21 protein-coding genes are annotated in these 18,960 nt (G+C 67.9%); 5 read left to right on the forward strand and 16 right to left on the reverse strand.

Annotation, left to right across the window (positions count from 1 at the left end):
• Position 1 precedes the first annotated feature (1 nt).
• The 12 genes from AC06FB_RS12960 to AC06FB_RS13015 form a co-directional block, all read right to left on the reverse strand.
• Positions 2-772, reverse strand: a complete 771-nt coding sequence (locus AC06FB_RS12960; RefSeq protein WP_053518077.1) for a glycosyltransferase family 2 protein — start codon at positions 770-772, stop codon at positions 2-4.
• A complete protein-coding gene (locus tag AC06FB_RS12965) occupies positions 762-2,447 on the reverse strand; it encodes an ApeI family dehydratase (protein ID WP_478053764.1) in 1,686 nt (561 codons plus the stop codon). The genes AC06FB_RS12960 and AC06FB_RS12965 overlap by 11 nt, the downstream gene beginning before the upstream one ends.
• The gene (locus AC06FB_RS12970) at positions 2,440-2,991 is read right to left on the reverse strand and encodes a COG4648 family protein (protein ID WP_053518075.1); all 552 of its coding nucleotides are present in this window, start codon (positions 2,989-2,991) and stop codon (positions 2,440-2,442) included. The genes AC06FB_RS12965 and AC06FB_RS12970 overlap by 8 nt, the downstream gene beginning before the upstream one ends.
• Before the next feature lie 22 nt (positions 2,992-3,013).
• A complete protein-coding gene (locus tag AC06FB_RS12975) occupies positions 3,014-3,271 on the reverse strand; it encodes an acyl carrier protein (RefSeq protein WP_053518073.1) in 258 nt (85 codons plus the stop codon).
• A 17-nt stretch (positions 3,272-3,288) separates the two neighbouring features.
• Positions 3,289-3,546, reverse strand: a complete 258-nt coding sequence (locus AC06FB_RS12980) for a phosphopantetheine-binding protein (protein WP_053518072.1) — start codon at positions 3,544-3,546, stop codon at positions 3,289-3,291.
• On the reverse strand, positions 3,533-4,330 hold the full coding sequence (locus AC06FB_RS12985) for a lysophospholipid acyltransferase family protein (protein ID WP_053518128.1): 798 nt from the start codon (positions 4,328-4,330) through the stop codon (positions 3,533-3,535). Before AC06FB_RS12985 ends, AC06FB_RS12980 begins: the two co-directional genes overlap by 14 nt.
• Positions 4,323-5,066: a beta-ketoacyl synthase chain length factor gene (locus AC06FB_RS12990; protein WP_263176394.1), complete on the reverse strand. Its 744-nt coding sequence runs from the start codon at positions 5,064-5,066 to the stop codon at positions 4,323-4,325. The genes AC06FB_RS12985 and AC06FB_RS12990 overlap by 8 nt, the downstream gene beginning before the upstream one ends.
• Positions 5,067-5,280: 214 nt before the next feature.
• Complete coding sequence (gene cydB / locus AC06FB_RS12995; protein WP_065174269.1) at positions 5,281-6,294, reverse strand: cytochrome d ubiquinol oxidase subunit II; 1,014 nt, start codon at positions 6,292-6,294, stop codon at positions 5,281-5,283.
• Position 6,295: 1 nt separating this feature from the next.
• On the reverse strand, positions 6,296-7,693 hold the full coding sequence (locus AC06FB_RS13000) for a cytochrome ubiquinol oxidase subunit I (RefSeq protein WP_053518068.1): 1,398 nt from the start codon (positions 7,691-7,693) through the stop codon (positions 6,296-6,298).
• A 216-nt stretch (positions 7,694-7,909) separates the two neighbouring features.
• Positions 7,910-8,125 (reverse strand): hypothetical protein, encoded by a 216-nt coding sequence (locus AC06FB_RS13005; RefSeq protein WP_053519921.1) that lies wholly within the window; start codon positions 8,123-8,125, stop codon positions 7,910-7,912.
• Positions 8,122-8,763 (reverse strand): RNA polymerase sigma factor, encoded by a 642-nt coding sequence (locus tag AC06FB_RS13010; RefSeq protein WP_053519922.1) that lies wholly within the window; start codon positions 8,761-8,763, stop codon positions 8,122-8,124. The genes AC06FB_RS13005 and AC06FB_RS13010 overlap by 4 nt, the downstream gene beginning before the upstream one ends.
• Before the next feature lie 37 nt (positions 8,764-8,800).
• A complete protein-coding gene (locus AC06FB_RS13015; RefSeq protein ID WP_053519923.1) occupies positions 8,801-9,130 on the reverse strand; it encodes a hypothetical protein in 330 nt (109 codons plus the stop codon).
• A 167-nt stretch (positions 9,131-9,297) separates the two neighbouring features.
• On the opposite strand from AC06FB_RS13015, the gene AC06FB_RS13020 reads away from it, so the two are divergent.
• Genes AC06FB_RS13020 through hemF form a run of 4 tightly spaced genes read left to right on the forward strand, consistent with a single transcriptional unit; the run spans position 9,298 to position 13,614 of the window.
• Positions 9,298-11,664: a S9 family peptidase gene (locus tag AC06FB_RS13020; RefSeq protein ID WP_128987636.1), complete on the forward strand. Its 2,367-nt coding sequence runs from the start codon at positions 9,298-9,300 to the stop codon at positions 11,662-11,664.
• Entirely contained in the window at positions 11,661-12,080 is a 420-nt protein-coding gene (locus tag AC06FB_RS13025; RefSeq protein WP_111187186.1) for an NUDIX hydrolase, read from the forward strand. Before AC06FB_RS13020 ends, AC06FB_RS13025 begins: the two co-directional genes overlap by 4 nt.
• Positions 12,081-12,107: 27 nt before the next feature.
• Complete coding sequence (locus AC06FB_RS13030) at positions 12,108-12,668, forward strand: hypothetical protein (protein ID WP_253119106.1); 561 nt, start codon at positions 12,108-12,110, stop codon at positions 12,666-12,668.
• Between the two features lie 49 nt (positions 12,669-12,717).
• The gene (gene hemF / locus AC06FB_RS13035; protein ID WP_053519927.1) at positions 12,718-13,614 is read left to right on the forward strand and encodes an oxygen-dependent coproporphyrinogen oxidase; all 897 of its coding nucleotides are present in this window, start codon (positions 12,718-12,720) and stop codon (positions 13,612-13,614) included.
• Positions 13,615-13,662: 48 nt separating this feature from the next.
• Here the strand turns inward: hemF and AC06FB_RS13040 are convergent, their stop codons facing one another.
• Together AC06FB_RS13040 and polA are read right to left on the reverse strand one after the other, a co-directional pair.
• Positions 13,663-14,145, reverse strand: a complete 483-nt coding sequence (locus AC06FB_RS13040) for a DUF421 domain-containing protein (protein WP_253119104.1) — start codon at positions 14,143-14,145, stop codon at positions 13,663-13,665.
• Positions 14,146-14,471: 326 nt separating this feature from the next.
• A complete protein-coding gene (gene polA, locus AC06FB_RS13045) occupies positions 14,472-17,246 on the reverse strand; it encodes a DNA polymerase I (RefSeq protein ID WP_322523107.1) in 2,775 nt (924 codons plus the stop codon).
• Between the two features lie 99 nt (positions 17,247-17,345).
• Here polA and AC06FB_RS13050 point away from each other — a divergent pair, with 99 nt between their 5' ends.
• A complete protein-coding gene (locus AC06FB_RS13050; RefSeq protein WP_053519930.1) occupies positions 17,346-17,630 on the forward strand; it encodes a DUF2782 domain-containing protein in 285 nt (94 codons plus the stop codon).
• A 121-nt stretch (positions 17,631-17,751) separates the two neighbouring features.
• On the opposite strand, the gene AC06FB_RS13055 is transcribed toward AC06FB_RS13050, so the two are convergent.
• Positions 17,752-18,198: a universal stress protein gene (locus AC06FB_RS13055; RefSeq protein ID WP_049433086.1), complete on the reverse strand. Its 447-nt coding sequence runs from the start codon at positions 18,196-18,198 to the stop codon at positions 17,752-17,754.
• 162 nt (positions 18,199-18,360) lie between these two features.
• Entirely contained in the window at positions 18,361-18,915 is a 555-nt protein-coding gene (locus tag AC06FB_RS13060; protein ID WP_049433087.1) for a hypothetical protein, read from the reverse strand.
• Between the last annotated feature and the right edge of the window lie 45 nt (positions 18,916-18,960).

Below are 18,960 nucleotides of genomic sequence, written 5' to 3' on the forward strand. Positions count from 1 at the left end.
CTCAGCCCTGCCCCTGCAGGCGGCGCCAGAGCAGGCGCGGTGCGCGCCGGAGCATGCCGAAGAACAGGCGCGCATGCATGCGGCTGATGCGTACGTTGTCGCGCCACACATCGAAATGCGAGACACCGTCTGCCGGATAGGTCACCCGCGTCGCCAGATGTTCCACCGGCACCTGCCGCCAGTACAGCCGCACCATCACTTCGGTATCGAAATCCATGCGCCGGCCGATGGTCTCTTCGCCCATCAGGCGCAGCACCGGAGGCAGTGGATAGACACGGAAACCGCACATGGTGTCGCGCAGATGCAGCGACAGCGTGTTGATCCAGACCCAGACATGCGTTGCGTAGCGACCGTACAGGCGGGCCTTGGGCACACTGGCATCGTAGGCGGGAATGCCGCAGATCACCGCGTCCTGCCGCGCACGCGCGGCCGCGATGAAGCGCGGCAGGTCGCCGGTGTCATGCTGGCCGTCGGCATCGATCTGCAGCACGTGGCTGCAGCCCCGCCTTGCGGCCTCGGCGAAGCCCGCCAGCATCGCCCCACCCTTGCCCTGGTTGACCGGCAGACGCAGCAGATCGACCCCTTCACGCTGTGCCAGCGCCTGCAGCACCGAAGCACATGATGCATGCGAGCCATCGTCCACAAGCAGGCAGGGCAGGCCAGCGCGCTGCACGCCATCGACCACCGCGGCGACAGCATGTTCGTGGTCGTAGACGGGAATCACCACCAGTGGCGCGAACGCGGCACCGGCATCGGCCGGATCACTGCGCATCGGCGAAGACCATCCTGCCACTGGCGTGTACGCCATGCACGGAGGCATAGCGGAAGACCAGCACGTTGCGTGCGGTATCCCAGTCCAGATGCAGCGTCAGCTCGTCGCCCGGACGCGCCACATGCTGGAACTTCACCGCATCCATGCGCACGAACCCCTCCGGCATCGCAAACGCCTGCCGGGCAAAGCGCACCGCCCAGTCCACCTGGGCCACGCCAGGCAGGATCGCGGCCTGCGGGAAATGTCCCTGGAACGGGCGCAGCGCCGGGTCCAGTGTCATGCGCAGGGTAGCGCTGGCCGCCTCGCGCCGATCCCATACCGGCACCGGCATCGACGGCTGGAACAGGGCCACCAGCGCGGCCTGGGTCACCTTGCCCTGCGCATTCACCGGCAGCGTGGGTACCAGCCGCCAGCGGCGCGGACGGGTCACGGCGTCATGGCTCTGTGCCAGGCGCGCGGCCAGCCGCTGGCCCAGCGCGCGGCGCGCGGCATCATCGGCATCAAGCAGTGCCGCATCGGCCGGCACCACCACGGCCGCCAGCTGCTCGCGCTGGCCGGGCAGCACCAGCACGCGCACGTCATCGACGTCTGCGTCGTCGCGCAACGCACGTTCCAGCGCATCGAGCGAAACGCGGCGCTCTTCGATCTTGACGATGCGGTCGGCGCGGCCGAGCAGGCGGAAGCACCCCTCGGCCAGCGCTTCCACCCGATCCTGCGTGCACCACCAGTCGCGGCTCTGCAGATGGGGTGAAGCCACCGCCAGGCAGCCTCCCTCGATTCTCCACTGCACCCCCGGAAGCGGCTGCCAGGGCGGAAGGTCGGTATCCCAGCGACGCCAGGCGATGCCGCCGGTCTCGCTGCTGCCGTAGACCTCGGTCGGTGCGACTGCCATCCATTGCCGCACCTGCCGCGCTGCCTCTTCCGGCAGCGGGCCGCCAGAGGAGAACACAGCGCGCAGGTGGCCCTGCAGGCTGGCCCAATCCAGCTGCGCAGGCAGGCGCTTGAGGTGCGCCGGGGTCGCCACCAGCACCGTCTGCGTGCCCGCCAGCGCAGCGACCAGATCCTCATGGAAGAACCGCCGCGGATGGATCAGGCGACCGGCGGCCAGCGGCCACAGCACGCGGAACAGCAGGCCGTAGATGTGCTGGTGCGACACCGTGCCATGCACCTGCGCGCCTTCCAGCTGTGCGCCGAACGCGGCCTGCAACGCATCGACCTCGCGCGCCAGCTGGTCCAGGCGCTTGTCGATCGCAGTGGGTTCGCCGGTGCTGCCCGACGTGAACACGCACAGCTCGCAGGCATGCTCGTCCAACGCATCCAGCTCGACCTGCGCACCGGCGGCCGCCATCATCAGTGGCCGGTAATCACGGGAAACGTCACCGGCAAAACCGCTCACCTGCGGCTGCAGGGCCTGCAGCGTGGCGGGCAGGTTGTCGGCGGCCAGGAACACCCGCTTGCCGGCGTGCCAGGCACCGAACAGCGCCTCGGCGAACGACACGGCATCATCGAAGTACAGCGCCCAGTCACGGCCGTCAGTGGCGGCAAACGCCGTACGCCAGGCCACTACGCGCTGGCGGAATTGCTGATGGTCGACCACTTCGCCATCGCGGATGCAGACAGCACGCTGCGGCCGCGCATCCCGCAGCAGCCGGTCCAGGGCAATCCACTCAGCCATGGGCGTGCGCCGCCTTCACCCGTCGCCGCACCAGCCATTCGCCTGCGAACAATACGCCCATCATCACGTACGCCAACAATCCGTTGTAGAGCATCCAGACCCGATCCGATGCGTACAGCGCGGTGAGCAGGGCCAGACTGCCGTTGAGAACGAAGAAGCCGCACCACACCTGGGTGACGCGGCGGGTATAGGCCACCGCGAACGGTGGCAGGTCCGGCTCCTGCAGCCGCGCCAGGCGCTCCACCAGCGGCGGCCCGAACCGCAGGCTGATGGCGAACACGCACAGCATCACCACGTTCACCAGCGCCGGGTACAGCTTCAGCGGCAGCGCCTGGTTGAGCACGGTGGCCAGCACCGCCAGCAGTCCGGTACCGGCTGCAGCAGCCCACCACAGCGGCTGGCGCGTGCTCAGGGCACGCAGCAATGCCAGGGTGAACAGCAGCAGTGCCAGCCAGCGCGGCTCGAAGCGGCCCATCGCCAGGTAGACGAGCAGCGGGTAGGCCAGCGAAATCGCCGCCACCACGACCGTACGCGCGCGTGCCAAGGCGGAGCCGCCCGCGCTGCGGTCAGGCTGCTGCCTGGTCCGGCAGCAGCCGGTGCACGACATCCACGATGTCCTGCACGGTGCGCACGGCCTTGAACGCTTCCGGCTGCAGGTTGCGGCCGAGCAGCGGCTTGAGCTGCACGATCAGGTCGACCGCATCGATGCTGTCGATGTCCAGGTCGTCATAGAGACGTGCCTCGGGGGTGATCCGGGCCGGTTCGATCTCGAAGCTGTCGGTCAGGATGTTGACGATGCGTTCGAACAGTTCATTCTTGGTCATGGCAGCTCCTGGCGCCGTTACGACTGGCGGGCGGCGACGAACTCGCCGAGCGCGCGCACGCTGGAGAAATGGCGCCGGGTCTCTTCCGAGTCGGACGACAGGCTCACACCGTACTTCTTCTGCAGCGCCAGGCCCAGTTCCAGAGCGTCGATCGAATCCAGGCCCAGGCCCTCGACGAACAGCGGCGCGGTCGGATCGATGTCCTCCGGCGTGATGTCCTCCAGTGAAAGCGAGGAAATGATCAATTCCTTGATCTCGTGCTCAAGTGCTTGCACGGGTCGAATCTCCAGACAGGTCGAAATAACGAGAAAGGTGCTCGGTGACGCGGCGTGCTGCCAAGGCATCCCCCCTTGGCGCGTCGTCTTCGGCCAGGAATGGCGCGATCGGGATATCTTCGCCGATCTGCAGCCGAACGTGAAAGCGACGTGAGGGCACACGATACCATTTCTGCCCTTTGCTCAGGGTTGGCGGGGTACAGGTGATCCGCACCGGCGTGATGTCCAGCCGGCCGCGGACGGCGATATTGGCGGCCCCACGCTGAAGCCTCGGCGACTGGCCGGGCACGCTGCGGGTCCCTTCCGGGAAGATGACCAGGCTGCCGCCGGCCCGTACCGCGGCCACGCAGTCATCGACCAGGCCGGCCCCGTCGTCATTGGAAATGTAGCCGGCGGCCCGGACCGGGCCCCGCATGAACGGGTTGCGGGCCACCGCCCGTTTGACCACGCAGTCGGCATTGGGCAGCAGCGAGACCAGGCAGACCACGTCGATCAGGGTGGGGTGGTTGGCCAGGACCAGCAGGCCGTCGCGCTGCAGGCGCTCGCGCCCTTCGATCTCATAGGTCATCACCCCGAGCCCGCGCATCAGCCGCAGGTGGCTGGCGAACGCCACCTGCACTACGCGGCGGGCGCGACGGCGGCGGGCCACCGGATCACGCATCAGCAGCAGGACCGGCATCACCACGGCGCCCAGCAGCAGGCCCCCGATGCCGAACGCAGCAAAACTCAGGCCGGTGCCCACCACCCGCCAGGCAAGATCGAGGCGGCGCAGCGCCTCAGCCACGGCGGCTCCAGCGCCAGCGCTGGCCATTGGCAACGTGTTCCAGCGCCGGCGCGCCCGCGAGCAGGAAGCGGTGCAGGTCCAACGCGTGCGGCAACAGGCCGGGCGCGGCGGTAACCGGGGCCGGCGCGTCATCCCACTGCAGCGACAGCGTCGGCAGCGCCTGTGTCGGCGCCACCACACGCCAGCACCAAGCGAAGAACGGATCGGGTTCGTCGGCGAACGTCGCGTAAACTTCGGGCAACGGCGACTCGTAGACCACCACCCGCACTTCGCGGGCGCCATCGGCCAGCAGACCGGCGGCCTCCAGGCAGGCGGCCTCCACCGTCGCCTGGCCGGCAGCCAGCGCCAGATAGTTGCCGCGATGGCCACGAGCGATCGAGTACAGCGCAGCGATCGCGTTATGGACCGACAGGCCGAATCCGGTGGGCGACAGGGGCTGCTCGTTCACCAGCGCCCCGAGCAGGTCCATCGAGCGCGCCACATCACCATGGCGGCTGGCAAACACCAGCGGTACCTGGCTGTCGGCCCCTTGGCCATCCTCGCACCAGCAGGCCGTCTGGATCGCCATCCGCCCCAGCCGCTCGATGCGGCGGCGCTGCATCGCGGGCACCTCGGACAGCGCCGGCGTGCCCTCGCCCTGTGGCAGGAAGGGTGCGTCAGCCCAGCTCAGCCACTGGCTGCGCTCGCTCAGGCCAGGTGCCCAGGCAGCCCAGTCGACGATGGAGAATTCGATCATCTAGCGATGGTGCTTCATCAGGAGAACGATGGCACGAGCCATTATGGCGACGCGCGGCGGCCCCCCGTCCCTGCAGCCGTGCGTCCGTCCAGGACGTCGCCGGCTGCCCCCCTGGCGGCCGGAAAGGAGCGCACGCTAGCACGTCCTGCGCAGGGTGTGCAGGTTTCACATTGCACAACACGGGGCCGGCACCTGTGGCCCCGCACGCCATTGCTCAGTGGTAACCGGCTCCGGCCTGCACTTTGCCGCGGAATACCCGGTACGACCACGCCGTATAGCCGAGGATGACCGGCAGCAGAATGACCAGCCCGACCAGGGTGAAGCCGAGCGAGGACGCCGGTGCGGCTGCCTGCCACAACGTCATCGAGGGCGGCAGCAGGTACGGCCACATGCCCAGCACCAGGCCCAGGAAGCCGAGAATGAACAGCGCCAGGCTGAGCAGGAACGGCGGCAGGTCGCGGCGTGGATGCGTGGCGCTGCGCCACAGCGCAGCGGCCACCGCCAGGGTCAGCAACGGCACCGGTGACAGCCACCAGAAGTTGCCGTCACTGAACCAGCGCGCCATCAACCGCGAGTCCAGGAACGGCAGCCAGCTGCTGACCAGGCCCATCGCTGCGATCACCGCCACCACCAGCGGCCGTGTCAGCTGCCGCGCCAGCGCCTGCACGCGCCCTTCCGTCTTCAGGATCAGCCAGGTGCTGCCCAGCAATGCGTAACCGGCGACCAGCGCCGCGCCGGTGAGCATCGCAAACGGGCTGAACCAGGCAAACGCACCGCCGTGGTAGACCCCGTCCACCAGGGGCAGCCCCTGCACCAGCGCGCCCAGGATCACGCCCTGGGCGAACGTGGCCAGCAGCGAGCCGAGCGCGAACGCCACGCTCCACAGCCTCCGCGAGCGATGCGCCTTGAAACGGAATTCGAAGGCCACGCCGCGGAACACCAGTGCCACCACCAGCAGCAGCACCGGCAGATACAGCGCCGACAACAGCACTGCATAGGCCTTGGGGAACGCCGCCAGCAGGCCGGCGCCGCCCAGCACCAGCCACGTCTCGTTGCCGTCCCAGATGGGCGCAGCCGTGTTCATCATCAGGTCGAGCTGCTCCTCGTCCTCGGCGAACGGCGCAAGGATGCCGATGCCCAGCACGAACCCGTCCAGCACCACGTACATCAGTACGCCGAAGCCGATCACCGCGAACCACGCCACCGGCAGCCAGGTCACCAGGTCCATGTCAGCGCTCCTCCAGCGGTTCGTCGGCGGCGGACAGCGGCCGTGCCGGGGTGTGGCTGCCGTGGTCCAGCGAGGGCCCCTGGTCGTGGGGCTGCGGTCCATGGCGCAGGATCTTCACCAGGTACCAGATGCCCCAGCCGAAGACGAAGGCGTAGCCGACGACGTAGACCCCCAGCGACAGCGCGGTCATCCATGCGCTCTGCGGGCCGACCGCATCGGCAGTACGCAGCACGCCGTAGACCACCCACGGCTGCCGCCCCATCTCGGTGACGAACCAGCCGGAGAGCAGCGCGATGAAGCCGCTCGGCAACATCCAGTTCCAGCCGCGCAGCAGCCACGGCGAATCCAGCAGCTTCCTCCGCCACAGCTGGAACGCCGACACCCATGCCAGCAGCAGCATCAGCGTGCCCAGTCCAACCATGATGCGGAAGGCGAAGAACACAGGCGTCACCGGTGGCCGTTCGCTGGCCGGTACCGAAGTCAGCGGATCGAAGGTGCCGTCCAGCGAATGGGTCAGGATCACGCTGCCCAGCTTCGGAATGGCGACTTCGAAGTCGTTGCGCTCTTCCTTTTCGTTGGGCAGCGCGAATACCACCAGCGGCACGCCCTCGCCTTCGCCGGATTCATGCCAGTGCGCTTCCACCGCCGCGATCTTCATCGGCTGGTGCTTGAGGGTGTTCAGGCCATGCATGTCGCCGACGAAGATCTGCACCGGCACGGTCAGCGCGGCAAACGCCACGGCCGCGATCAGCATGCGTCGGCCCGCCTCCACGTGCGTTCCCCTGCGCAGGTACCACGCACCCACGCCGCCGATCACGAAGCAGGTGGTGATGAACGAGCCCAGCGCCATGTGCGCCAGCCGGTACGGGAACGACGGGTTGAACACCACCTGCCACCAGTCCACCGGATGCACGATGCCATTGACCATCTCGTAGCCGGCCGGGGTGTGCAGCCAGCTGTTGGACGACAGGATCCAGAACGTGGAGAACAGCGTGCCCAGCGCCACCATGCAGGTGGACAGGAAATGCAGGCGCGGCGAAACCCGGCCCCAGCCGAACATCATCACGCCCAGGAAGCTGGCTTCCAGGAAGAACGCGGTCAGTACCTCGTAGGTCAGCAGCGGGCCGATGACGGTACCGGCCACCTCGCTCAGGCGCGGCCAGTGGGTGCCGAACTGGAAGGCCATGACGATGCCGCTGACCACGCCCATGCCGAACGATACGGCGAAGATCTTCTGCCAGAAGAAGTACAGCTCCCGCCAGACCGGGAGACGGGTACGCAGCCAGCGCCATTCGACGAAGGCCAGCCAGCTGGCCGTGCCAATGGTGAAGGCCGGGAACAGCACATGGAAACTGATGACGAATCCGAACTGGATCCGGGACAACAACAACGCGTCCAAGGGACGCCTCCTGCCTGCGACCGGTGGGATACCGGACCACTTTAGGAATATTTCGTTACGCCGGGATGCGACCGGGTGACGCGCTGCTTCACTCTGTCGCAGGGGAAGCCGCCGGGCATGGCCGCGCCCCATGACCTGCCGGCGCCGATCCGCCGGGCATGGCCCGGCGCTACCCATTGATCCCCAGGTAGCACCGGGCCATGCCCGGCGAGAGCCTCAAGGCCAGAAGTACCAGGCACCGGCCGCCAGCAGCGCGCCCACCAGCAGCACCTGCACCACCACATAGCCCACGCCACTGTCGCGCGACTCACTGGCAATACGCGTCTGCAACGCCTCGCTCACGTCCGGGGTCTGTTCCTGCCGTGCCTGTTCACGCAACGCCTGCGCCAGCGCGCGCTCGTCGGCATCGCGGGGATCGGTCGGTGGATTCACAGCAGTTCTCCGGCGGTGGCATGCCGCGTCAGTTCCTGCTTCAGGAGCAGACGCGCGCGGTGCAGGTGGCTCTTGATGGTACCGCGCGCAAGACCGGTCACCTGCTCGATCTCTGCCAGGTCGAAATCCTCCAGGTAGTGCAGGCCGACGATCAGGCGCTGCGGCGGGCTCAACCGCTCCAGCGCCGCACCCAGCTGGCGGCCGGCCTGCAGCGCTTGGCTGAGTTCGGCCGGGCCCGGTCCCTCGTCACCGATGCCCAGATCCTCCGGTACCTCCACCGCCACCATCCACTGCGCTTCCAGGCGCCGGCGACGCAGGTGCTGCAATGCGGTGGTGTAGGCCACCCGTGAGATCCAGGTCCGCAGCGAGGATTCGAAGCGGAACCGGTGCAGTTGCCGGAACACCGCCAGGAAGGTCTCCTGCAGCAGGTCAGCGACCTGATCGCGGTCACCCACCATACGCCCGATCACATGCGCGCACGTGCGCTGATGGGCCTGCACCAGCTGCGCGAACGCCGGTTGCGAGCCATCGATGATGGCCCGCACCAGCGCCGCATCATCTTCGATGACCGCGGCCGCCGCGGCGTCCTGCCGGCGGCGGCCGCGCAGGGCGGACAGGGCTTCGCCCAGCAGGCTCATGCGCACCGCTCCCCCGGGGCGTGTGGCATGCCGGCGCTCAGCTCTTGCGCACGGCGGGGCGGGTGAAGTGCCAGGCCAGCAGCTGGCCCAGGCCGGCACTGCCCACCAGGGCGGCAGCGGCGCCAAAGGTGAGGTCGCGGGCGCCCAGGACTTCCAGCAGGCCCATGGCCAGGGCCAGGCACACCAGGCTGATGCCCCAGCGCAGCGCGCCCTGGCGGCGGCGCTCTTCCTCCAGCACGGCCAGGGAGCGGATCACCTCCTCGGGCACGTGCGGTGCGACCAGCTTGCTGCGCGCGCGCGCATCGGCGATGGCGTGGATGGCGTAGGCGATGCAGATGAAGAGGGTGATCGGGATGAGTTCCTGCATGGTCGTGCTCCTGTGCGGTGAATGATGCGGGTTCAGGAGAATGGATGCGCGATGGCGGGCACCGGTTGCACCGCTTTGCCGATCCCGCTGCCATGACCTGTGGCCCCCTCCTGCGGCGCGAACGGCTGCTACCCTTGCCCGGTTTCCTTTTCTGGTGCCGTCCGCCCATGTCCCGAGTGCTGCCCCTGTCCCTCCTGCTGTCGGCCGTGCTGGCCGCACCGGCCGCCCATGCCGCGCCGACGCCGATCACCATCGAACAGGCCATGGCGGATCCGGACTGGATCGGTCCGCCGGTCGAGAAGGCCTGGTGGTCGTGGAACAGCCAGCAGGTCGAGTACCAGCTCAAGCGCAACGGCAGCCCGGTGCGCGACACCTTCCGCCAGCCCGTGGCCGGTGGTGTTGCGGCCCAGGTGGCTGACGACCAGCGCGGCACCCTGGACGTGGCCGATCCGGTCTACGACCGCACCCGCACCCGCAGCGCCTTCGTCCGCAACGGCGACGTGTTCGTGCGCGACCTGCGCAGCGGCGCGCTCACCCAGCTCACGCGCAGCAACGAGCGCGCCAGCGGGGTGAACTTCGCTGCCGACAACGGCGTGATCTGGCGGGTGGGCCAGAACTGGTTCCACTGGACCGCTGCCGGCGGCGTGCAGCAGGTTGCCAGCCTGAAGGCCGACAAGGACCCCAACAGCGCGCCCAAGGACGACCTGCTGCGCGACCAGCAGCTGCGTACCCTGGAAACCCTGCGTCGCGACCGCGAGCAGCGCGAGGCATTGAAGGACCAGGACCAGCGCTGGCGCCAGGCCGACCCGACCCGCGCGCCGGGCCCGGTATACCTGGGCGCCGACGTGGAGATCGCCGACAGCGTGCTGTCGCCGGACCTGGGCCACCTGATCGTGGTGACCACGCCGAAGGACTTCGACGAGGGCCGCACCAGCAAGATGCCGCTGTACGTGACCGAATCCGGTTACGAGGAAACCGAGGACACCCGCACCCGCGTCGGTCGCAATGGCAACGAGCCGCACACCCTGTGGTACGTGGACGTGCGCAGCGGCAAGGCGCAGAAGCTGTCGCTGTCCGGCCTGCCGGGCATCGCCACCGACCCGCTGGCCGACCTGCGCCGCAAGGCCGGCAAGGAGGCGCTGAAGGGCGAACGCAGCGTGCAGGTGATGAGCGACTTCATGGGCGGCGGCATGCGCTGGAGCGCCGATGGCCAGCAGGCGGCGGTGATGCTGCGCGCCAACGACAACAAGGACCGCTGGATCGTCAGCATCGGCAGCGACGGCCGCGTGCAGAACCGCCACCGGCTGACCGACAACGCGTGGATCAACTGGGGCTTCAACGATTTCGGCTGGATGGCCGATGGCCGCACGCTGTGGCTGCTGTCCGAGGAATCGGGCTTCTCGCACCTGTACACCCAGGCCGGCACTGCCCGGCCGCAGGCGCTGACCAGCGGCAAGTGGGAGACCTCCGCGCCCGTGCTGTCGGCCGACGGCAAGGGCTTCTACTTCCTGTGCAACCCGCAGGCCCCGCACGATTACGAAGTCTGCGCGGTCGACACCGGCAGCCGTCAGGTCCGCGAGCTGACCAGCCTCAACGGCGTGGAAGACTTCTCGCTGTCGCCGGATGGCCAGCAGCTGCTGGTGCGCTACTCCGGTGCCTACCTGCCACCGCAGCTGGCGGTGCTGCCCAGCGCGGGCGGCCAGGCCCGCGTGCTGACCGATACCCGCAGCGCCGACTTCAAGGCGCGCCAGTGGATCCAGCCGAAGCTGGTGGCGGTACCGTCCAGGCATGGCGCCGGCGTGGTCTGGGCCAAGTACTACGAACCCGAGCACAAGGAGCCGGGCAGGAAGTACCCGATCGTGATGTTCGTGCACGGTGCCGGCTACCTGCAGAACGTGCACCAGCGCTACCCGGCCTACTTCCGCGAGCAGATGTTCCACAACCTGCTGGTGCAGAAGGGCTACATCGTGCTGGACATGGACTACCGCGGCAGCGAGGGCTACGGCCGCGACTGGCGCACGGCCGTCTACCGCAACATGGGCCACCCGGAACTGGAAGACTACAAGGACGGCCTGGACTGGCTGGTGGACACCCAGCAGGGCGACCGTGACCACGCCGGCATCTACGGTGGCTCCTACGGCGGCTTCATGACCTTCATGGCGCTGTTCCGCGCACCGGGCACCTTCAAGGCCGGTGCCGCGCTGCGCCCGGTGGTGGACTGGCACAACTACAACCACGCCTATACCAGCAACATCCTCAACACGCCGGACATCGATCCAGAGGCGTACCGGGTGTCCTCGCCGATCGAGTACGCGCAGAACCTGCAGGACAACCTGCTGATCGCGCACGGCATGATGGATGACAACGTGTTCTTCCAGGACTCGGTGAACCTGACCCAGCGCCTGATCGAGCTGCACAAGGACAACTGGTCGATCGCCCCGTACCCGCTGGAACGCCACGGCTACGTCCGCGCCGACTCCTGGCTGGACCAGTACAAGCGCATCCTCAAGCTGTTCGAGCAGAACCTGAAGTGAGCAGTGCCGCGGCCACGATCCACATCGTGGCTGCGGTCATCGTCGACGACCACGGCCGGGCGCTGGTGGTACGCAAGCACGGCGCCGACCGCTTCATCCAGCCCGGAGGCAAGCCCGAACCGGGCGAAACGCCACTGCAGACGCTGGCCCGCGAACTGGACGAGGAGCTGGGTGTGCGCCTGCTCGCCGGCCCGACCGTGGCGCTGGGCCATTTCCAGGACTGGGCGGTGAACGAGCCTGGTCATCGCGTACAGGCCGAGGCCTGGTGGGTGCAGGTACAGGGCACGCCGCAGGCACGCGCGGAAATCGCCGAGCTGGCGTGGGTGCCGCTGCGCCCGCCCCATGGCCTGCGCTTGGCACCCTTGAGCGAACACCATATCCTGCCGGCCGTTGCCACCCGGGTGGCGACCCGCTGAAGACGCCACTGCAGCCAAGGACATCGGATGTCGCTTCAACCGCCCCGGCACCGCCCTGCCACGCCGCTCAACCCGGAGGATTTCGTGCGGCCGCTCGGCCTGGCGTCGCTGCTGATCTGCGCAGCGTTCGTGGTGGCCATGGCGATTCAGGCGCTGGTGGTCTGGCAGCTGTCCGGCGGCCCGTTCTGGCGGTGGATGCTGCTGTCGGCCACTGAACAGCAGTTCCCGCCAAGCGTGCTGTGGATCCTGCGCAAGCCGGTGGACGCTACCCTGTGGCTGATGCTGTCAGCGATCCCCGCCGTGCTTTCCAGCTGGGGATTTGCCCGGCGACGTCGCTGGGGGCTGTGGAGCTACGTGGCATTGCTGTGGCTCTCGGCCCTGGCAAACTTCGCCGTCGCCGGGTGGCTGGACAGCGTCCTCGCCGACGTCATCGGGCGTATCGTCGATCCAGACACACTGCGCGAAGCGCGAACCCAGCACATCCTCATGTCGCTGACCTTGTTCGGCGGCGCCTTCGCCCTGCTCGTCGCGCAGGGCTGGCTGGCCTGGCGCCTGCTGCGGCCGGATATCCGCTCCTGCTTCCACTGACCTGCCCTCACCCGCGGCGTGCGGCAGGCACTGCGGTAAAGTACGCGTCATGAACGAATTCGAGCGCGTGCGCGCCTACCTGACCGACCTGCAGGACCGCATCTGTGCGGCGATCGAAGCGGCCGACGGCCAGGCCCGCTTCCAGGAAGACCTGTGGCAGCGCGCTGAAGGCGGGGGTGGCCGTACCCGCGTGCTGCGCGACGGCGCGGTGTTCGAACAGGCCGGAATCGGCTTCTCGGATGTCTCCGGCAGCCGCTTGCCGCCGTCGGCCTCGGCCAACCGCCCGGAGCTGGCCGGCGCCTCCTGGCGCGCCACCGGCGTATCGCTGGTGTTCCACCCGCTCAACCCCTATGTGCCCACCACCCATGCCAACGTGCGCTTCTTCCAGGCGCAGCGCGACGGCGAAGTGGTGGCCAGCTGGTTCGGGGGTGGTTTCGATCTGACCCCCTTCTATCCCTTCGACGAGGACGTGCGCCATTGGCACCAGGTCGCCCACGACCTGTGCGCGCCGTTTGGTGAAGAGCGCTACAGCGCGCACAAGCGCTGGTGCGACGAGTACTTCTTCCTGCGCCACCGCAACGAAACGCGCGGCATCGGCGGCCTGTTCTTCGACGATCTGCACGGCGATTTCGAACGCGACTTCGACTACCTGCGGGCGGTCGGCGACGGCTTCCTCGATGCCTATCTGCCGATCGTGCAGCAGCGCAAGGACATCGCCCATGGCGAGCGCGAGCGCGAATTCCAGCTGTACCGGCGGGGCCGATATGTGGAATTCAACCTGGTCTACGACCGCGGCACGCTGTTCGGCCTGCAGAGCGGCGGCCGCAGCGAAAGCATCCTGATGAGCCTGCCGCCGCGGGTGCGCTGGGAATACGGCTTCACCCCCGAGGCGGGCAGTCCGGAAGCCCGGCTGGCCGATTACCTGGTCCCGCGCGACTGGCTCTAAGGCATCTCGCGGGGCGGCGTGGCCGTCCCCGCACACATGCCGCCGGCCCTACGCGTCCGTGTGCCGGGCGATGATCGTGATGTGGCCGGTGGTTTCCAGCAGCGCCACCTGCACATCATCGATGCGCAGGCAGCCCTGCTGGCGCATGGCGGCATCGAAATCGGCCCGGCTGATCAGTTCGCGGCGCAGAACATCCCGCAACAGGGTGCCGTCACGGGCGATCACCACCGGTTCCCCCTCGATCAGGCGCTCCAGGCGGCGGTTGCGGGTGGTCACCCAGCCCACGCCGTAGTTGAGCAGGATCAGGGTCGCGGCGAGCAGCAGGCCACCGCCCAGGGACGTGTCCTGGCCCAGCAGCGCGTTCTGCACCGCGTTGCCCAGCAGCACGATCAGCAGCACGTCGAACGGGGTGATCTGCCCCAGCGCGCGCTTGCCGCTGAGGCGCACCAGGCCCAGCACGACGGTGTAGACCACCACCGCGCGCAGGATGAACTCCCACCACGGCATCGCCAGTACGAACAGATCGTGCATTGCGGGCTCCCCTGCTGGGCGGTGGCCCAGCCTAGCAGCCGGCAGCCTGCCGGCGGCGCAAATAAAAAGCCCCGCTGACCAGGGGGAGGTCAACGGGGCCGGGGAACGGGCACTTGGGGAGGAGTCCCCGTTCCGAGATCTGCTCCAGGGGATGGGAGAGATCCACAACAGGCATTGCGCCTGTCGAGATCTATAGAACCACTCCGAACACTAACGGTTCGTGAAGGGAGCCAATTTAATGAACCGCAATGGGGCGAGTATTCATGGCCGAGTCAGAAACTGTGGCCAGATGAACAAATTCACGTCGTTTCAGGCCCGAAAGCGACTCAGTGTGCCTCGTCCCAGTTGTTACCTACGCCGGTGTCGACCACCAGAGGAACGCGCAACTGTGCCGATTGCGACATGCGCTGCACCACATTTTCCCGCAGCTCCTCGACAAACGCAGTCTCGGTTTCGAACACCAGTTCATCGTGCACCTGCAGGATCATCCGCGCCGGGGCCCCGCTGTCGCGCAGCCAGCGGTCAACATCCACCATCGCGCGCTTGATGATGTCGGCAGCGGTGCCCTGCATCGGCGCGTTGATCGCGGCGCGTTCAGCACCGGCACGCAGGCCCTGGTTGCGTGCATGGATATCGTTCAGATACAGGCGGCGGCCGAACAGCGTCTCCACATAGCCCTGGTCACGGGCCTGCTGGCGCATCCGCTCCATGAAGTCACGCACGCCCGGGTAACGGCTGAAGTACAACGCCACATAATCCTGCGCCTGGCCCCGGTCGATGCCCAGGTTGCGGGCCAGGCCGAAGGCGCTCATGCCGTACATCAGGCCGAAATTGATCGCCTTGGCCGCGCGGCGCTCGTTCGGCGTCACCTCGTCCAGGGTGCGGCCGAACACTTCTGCGGCGGTGGCGCGGTGCACGTCGGCGCCCTGCTCGAAGGCGCGCACCAGGCCCGGGTCTTCGGACAGGTGGGCCATGATCCGCAGTTCGATCTGTGAATAGTCGGCGGCCAGCAGCTGGCAGCCTTCCGGTGCGACGAAGGCGCGGCGGATGCGGCGGCCATCTTCGGTGCGGATCGGGATGTTCTGCAGGTTCGGGTCGGAGGAGGACAGGCGGCCGGTGGCAGCGCCGGACTGGTGGTAGCTGGTGTGCACCCTGCCGGTATCCGGGTTGACCATCTCCGGCAGCTTGTCGGTATAGGTGCTGCGCAGCTTGGCCAGGCCACGGTAATCGAGGATCACCCGCGGCAGCTCATGCTGGTCGGCGATCGCCTCCAGCGCCTCTTCATTGGTGCTGGGCTGGCCCTTCGGGGTCTTCACCACCGCCGGCAGCTTCAGCTCGTCGAACAGCACGGCCTGCAGCTGCTTCGGCGAATCCAGGTTGAAACTGCGCCCGGCCAGCTCGGTGGCCTTCTGCTGCGCGGCCAGCATGCGCGAAGACAGGTCCTGGCTCTGCCGGCGCAGCTCGTCGGCATCGATGCGTACACCGTTGGCCTCGATGCTGGCCAGTACCGGCACCAGTGGCATCTCGATGTCGCGGTACACGCTGTCCAGGGCCGGTTCGGCCAGCAGCTGCGGTTGCAGCGCGCGGTGCAGGCGCAGGGTGATGTCGGCGTCCTCGGCCGCATAGCGGCTGGCCTCGTCGATGCCCACCTGCGAGAACGGAATCTGCTTGGCGCCCTTGCCGGCCACGTCCTCGAACTTGATGGTGGTGTAGCCCAGGTAACGCAGGGCCAGCGAATCCATGTCGTGGCGGGTGGCGGTGGAATTGAGCACGAAGCTCTCAAGCATGGTGTCGTCGTGGTAACCCTGCACCTCGACACCGTGGCGCCGCAGCACATGCAGGTCGTACTTGCCGTGCTGGCCCAGCTTCTTCCTTGCCGGGTCCTGCAGTACCGGGCGCAACGCGTCCAGCACCTGCTGCAGCGGCAGCTGCGCCGGTGCGCCGGGGTAGTCATGACCCACCGGGATGTAGGCCGCCCTGCCCGGCTCGACCGCCAGGCTGACACCGACCAGGCGCGCGCGCATCGCATCCAGCGCGTCGGTTTCGGTATCGAAGCTGATCAGGTCGGCCTGCTGCAGCCGCTCCACCCAGGCCTGCAGCTGTTCGCTGGTAAGCACGGTCTCGTATTCACCTGGCGCGGCCAGTGCCGGATCCAGCGTGCCCTCGGCCGGTGCCTCCGCACTGCCACGGGCGAAGCCGGCCGCCGTGCCACGCAGGCTCGGTGCCGCCTCGCTGGCCACGGCCGGTGCCGGCAGCGGCGCCCCCAGTTCCTTCAGGGCCTGGGTGAACCCGTAGCGCGTGTACAGCTCGGTCAGCGCCGGCACGTCCTGTTCCCGCAGCGCCAGCGTGGTCGGGGTGGCCTCCAGTGCGACGTCGGTGCGGATCGTCACCAGTTCGCGGTTCAGCGGCAGGCGCTCCAGCGCCGCACGCAGGTTCTCGCCGATCTTGCCCTTCATGGCCGGCGCGGCGGCCATCACGCCCTCCAGGTGCTGGTACTCCGCCAGCCACTTGGCGGCGGTCTTCGGCCCGCACTTCTCCACGCCCGGCACGTTGTCGACGCTGTCGCCCATCAGCGCCAGCAGGTCGACGATCTGGTCGGCGCGCACACCGAACTTCTCCATCACCGCCGCGTCCGAATCCATGCGGCTGCCGGTCATGGTGTTGACCAGCTCGATGCCCGGCCGCACCAGCTGGGCGAAGTCCTTGTCGCCGGTGGAGATCGTCACCTTCAGGTCCTGCGCCTGGCCCTGCAGGGCCAGCGTGCCGATCACATCGTCGGCTTCCACGCCCGGAACGCGCAGGATGCTGATGCCCAGCGCTTCGACGATGCGGCACATCGGCTCGACCTGGCTGCGCAGCTCGTCGGGCATCGGGGGACGGTTGGCCTTGTACTGGTCGTACAGGTCATCACGGAAGGTCTTGCCGGGCGCATCGACGACGAACGCGACGTAGGCCGGCCGCTCCTTCAGCGTCGAGCGCAGCATGTTGACCACGCCGAACAGCGCGCCGGTGGGCTCGCCCTGTGCATTGGACAGGGGCGGCAGCGCGTGGAACGCGCGGTACAGGTAACTGGACCCGTCGATCAGGACTAATCTGCTCATGCAGCGATTCTACGCGCCTGTCCCTGCACAGCGGCGACACGGCGCATGCCCGACGATGGGGCATAATCGAATCTCTTTCCAGGCAAAGGACCACCGCCCATGAAGACTCTGATGCTGGCCTCCCTGCTCCTGCTTGCCGGCTGCGCCAGCATGGGTGGCGCCGGGGCGCCCCCGGTCGACGTCAAGGGCGCCGAGGTCTCCAGCCGCACCATGAGCAACGGCGACACCATCGAGGAGTACCGCGTGGCCGGGCAGCTGCGCATGGTCAAGGTGACGCCGTCGCGGGGTGCCCCGTTCTACATGTACGACAAGAACGGCGATGGCCGCATGGACACCGACAAGGACGGCGTCTCGCCGGTGTACTGGAAGCTCTACAGCTGGTGATGTGACAGGGGGCGGATCCCTTTCCGCAGGATCCGACCCCAGCGAGCCCGGCTGCATAAAAGATGACGCCGGCGCGCATCCTGCGGCCGGCGTCGGTGTCCCCTCCCCGGGAACACGTGCCTCAGCGGATGACCAGCACCGGAAGCGTGCTGCGTGCCAGCACCTCGGCGGTCTGGCTGCCCAGCAGCACGCGGGTCACGCCACGACGGCCATGCGAGGTCATCACGATCAGGTCGCTGTTGCGCTCGGCAGCGGTCTCGATGATGCCGTCGGCCGCGTAGCGGTCCAGCACATGCACCGGGTTGGCCTGGATGCCCTGCTCAGCGGCTTTGGCCAGTGCAGGCTGCAGTACCTTCTGCGCGCCTTCCTCGCGATCGGCCTTGTACTCGGGGCTGTTCATGTAGCCCACGCTCCAGCCCATGGCGTCGTACATGCCGACAGCCCACGGCTCGGAAACGGTGACGATGTCGACCTCGGCGTTGAGGTCCTTCGCCAGCTCCAGGCCCTTGGCCAGGCCCTTGTCGGCCAGCTCGGACCCGTCGGTGGCGATCAGGATGCGCGTGTACATGGTAGGGCTCCGTGGCAATCCGCCGGATGGGAACGCCACCATTGCACACCCGATGTGCACGTGGCGCTTTGAGCAGGATCAATCCGGCGCCTGTAGAGCCGGGCCCATGCTCGGCTCCGGATGGATGAGCCGAGCGTGGGCTCGGCTCTACAGGTGGCCCTCTCAGGCGATCTGCACCACGCGTGCGTTCTGGCACAGCGGGTAGCTGGCCACGAACCCGGCGATCGCATCACGCATCGCCTCGAACGACTGGCCGTACATGTACAGCGCGGTCTCGGTCGGGCCCTGCCACCAGCTGCAGATCTCGCCCAGGCCATCGATGCGTTCGGACAGCTGTTCGAACACATGGTTGGAATCGCATTGTTCGTAGACCTCGTCCGGCAGGTTCTGGCCATCCAGATAGATGCCCAGGCCTTCGGTGACGCCGAAACCGCGGTCGCCGTCCCCGGCGCCCTGCACCTTCGATCCCTTCGGCGCACCCAGCTGCTCCAGCAGATCGATCAACTTCGGCACACCTGCCGCGTCATGAAGCGCCACCTCGATGTCGCCGTACTCGACCTCGCCGTCATCGGAGAGGGCGGTCCCGCCGCCGGTGATTTCGCCCACTTCGGCGGCCTGGAGCAGCGCGTCGAGCGGATCCTCGAACAGCTCGTGGCGATGCTCAGGCTGCAGCCTGGCGTTCAAGGTCACGGTGACATGCAGCGTGGGCTCGGTCATGGGGGCATTCCTGGAAGAGATGCCGCCTATTGTAGAGCCGAGCCC

Source organism: Stenotrophomonas sp. Steno-C15 (genome assembly GCF_056393265.1).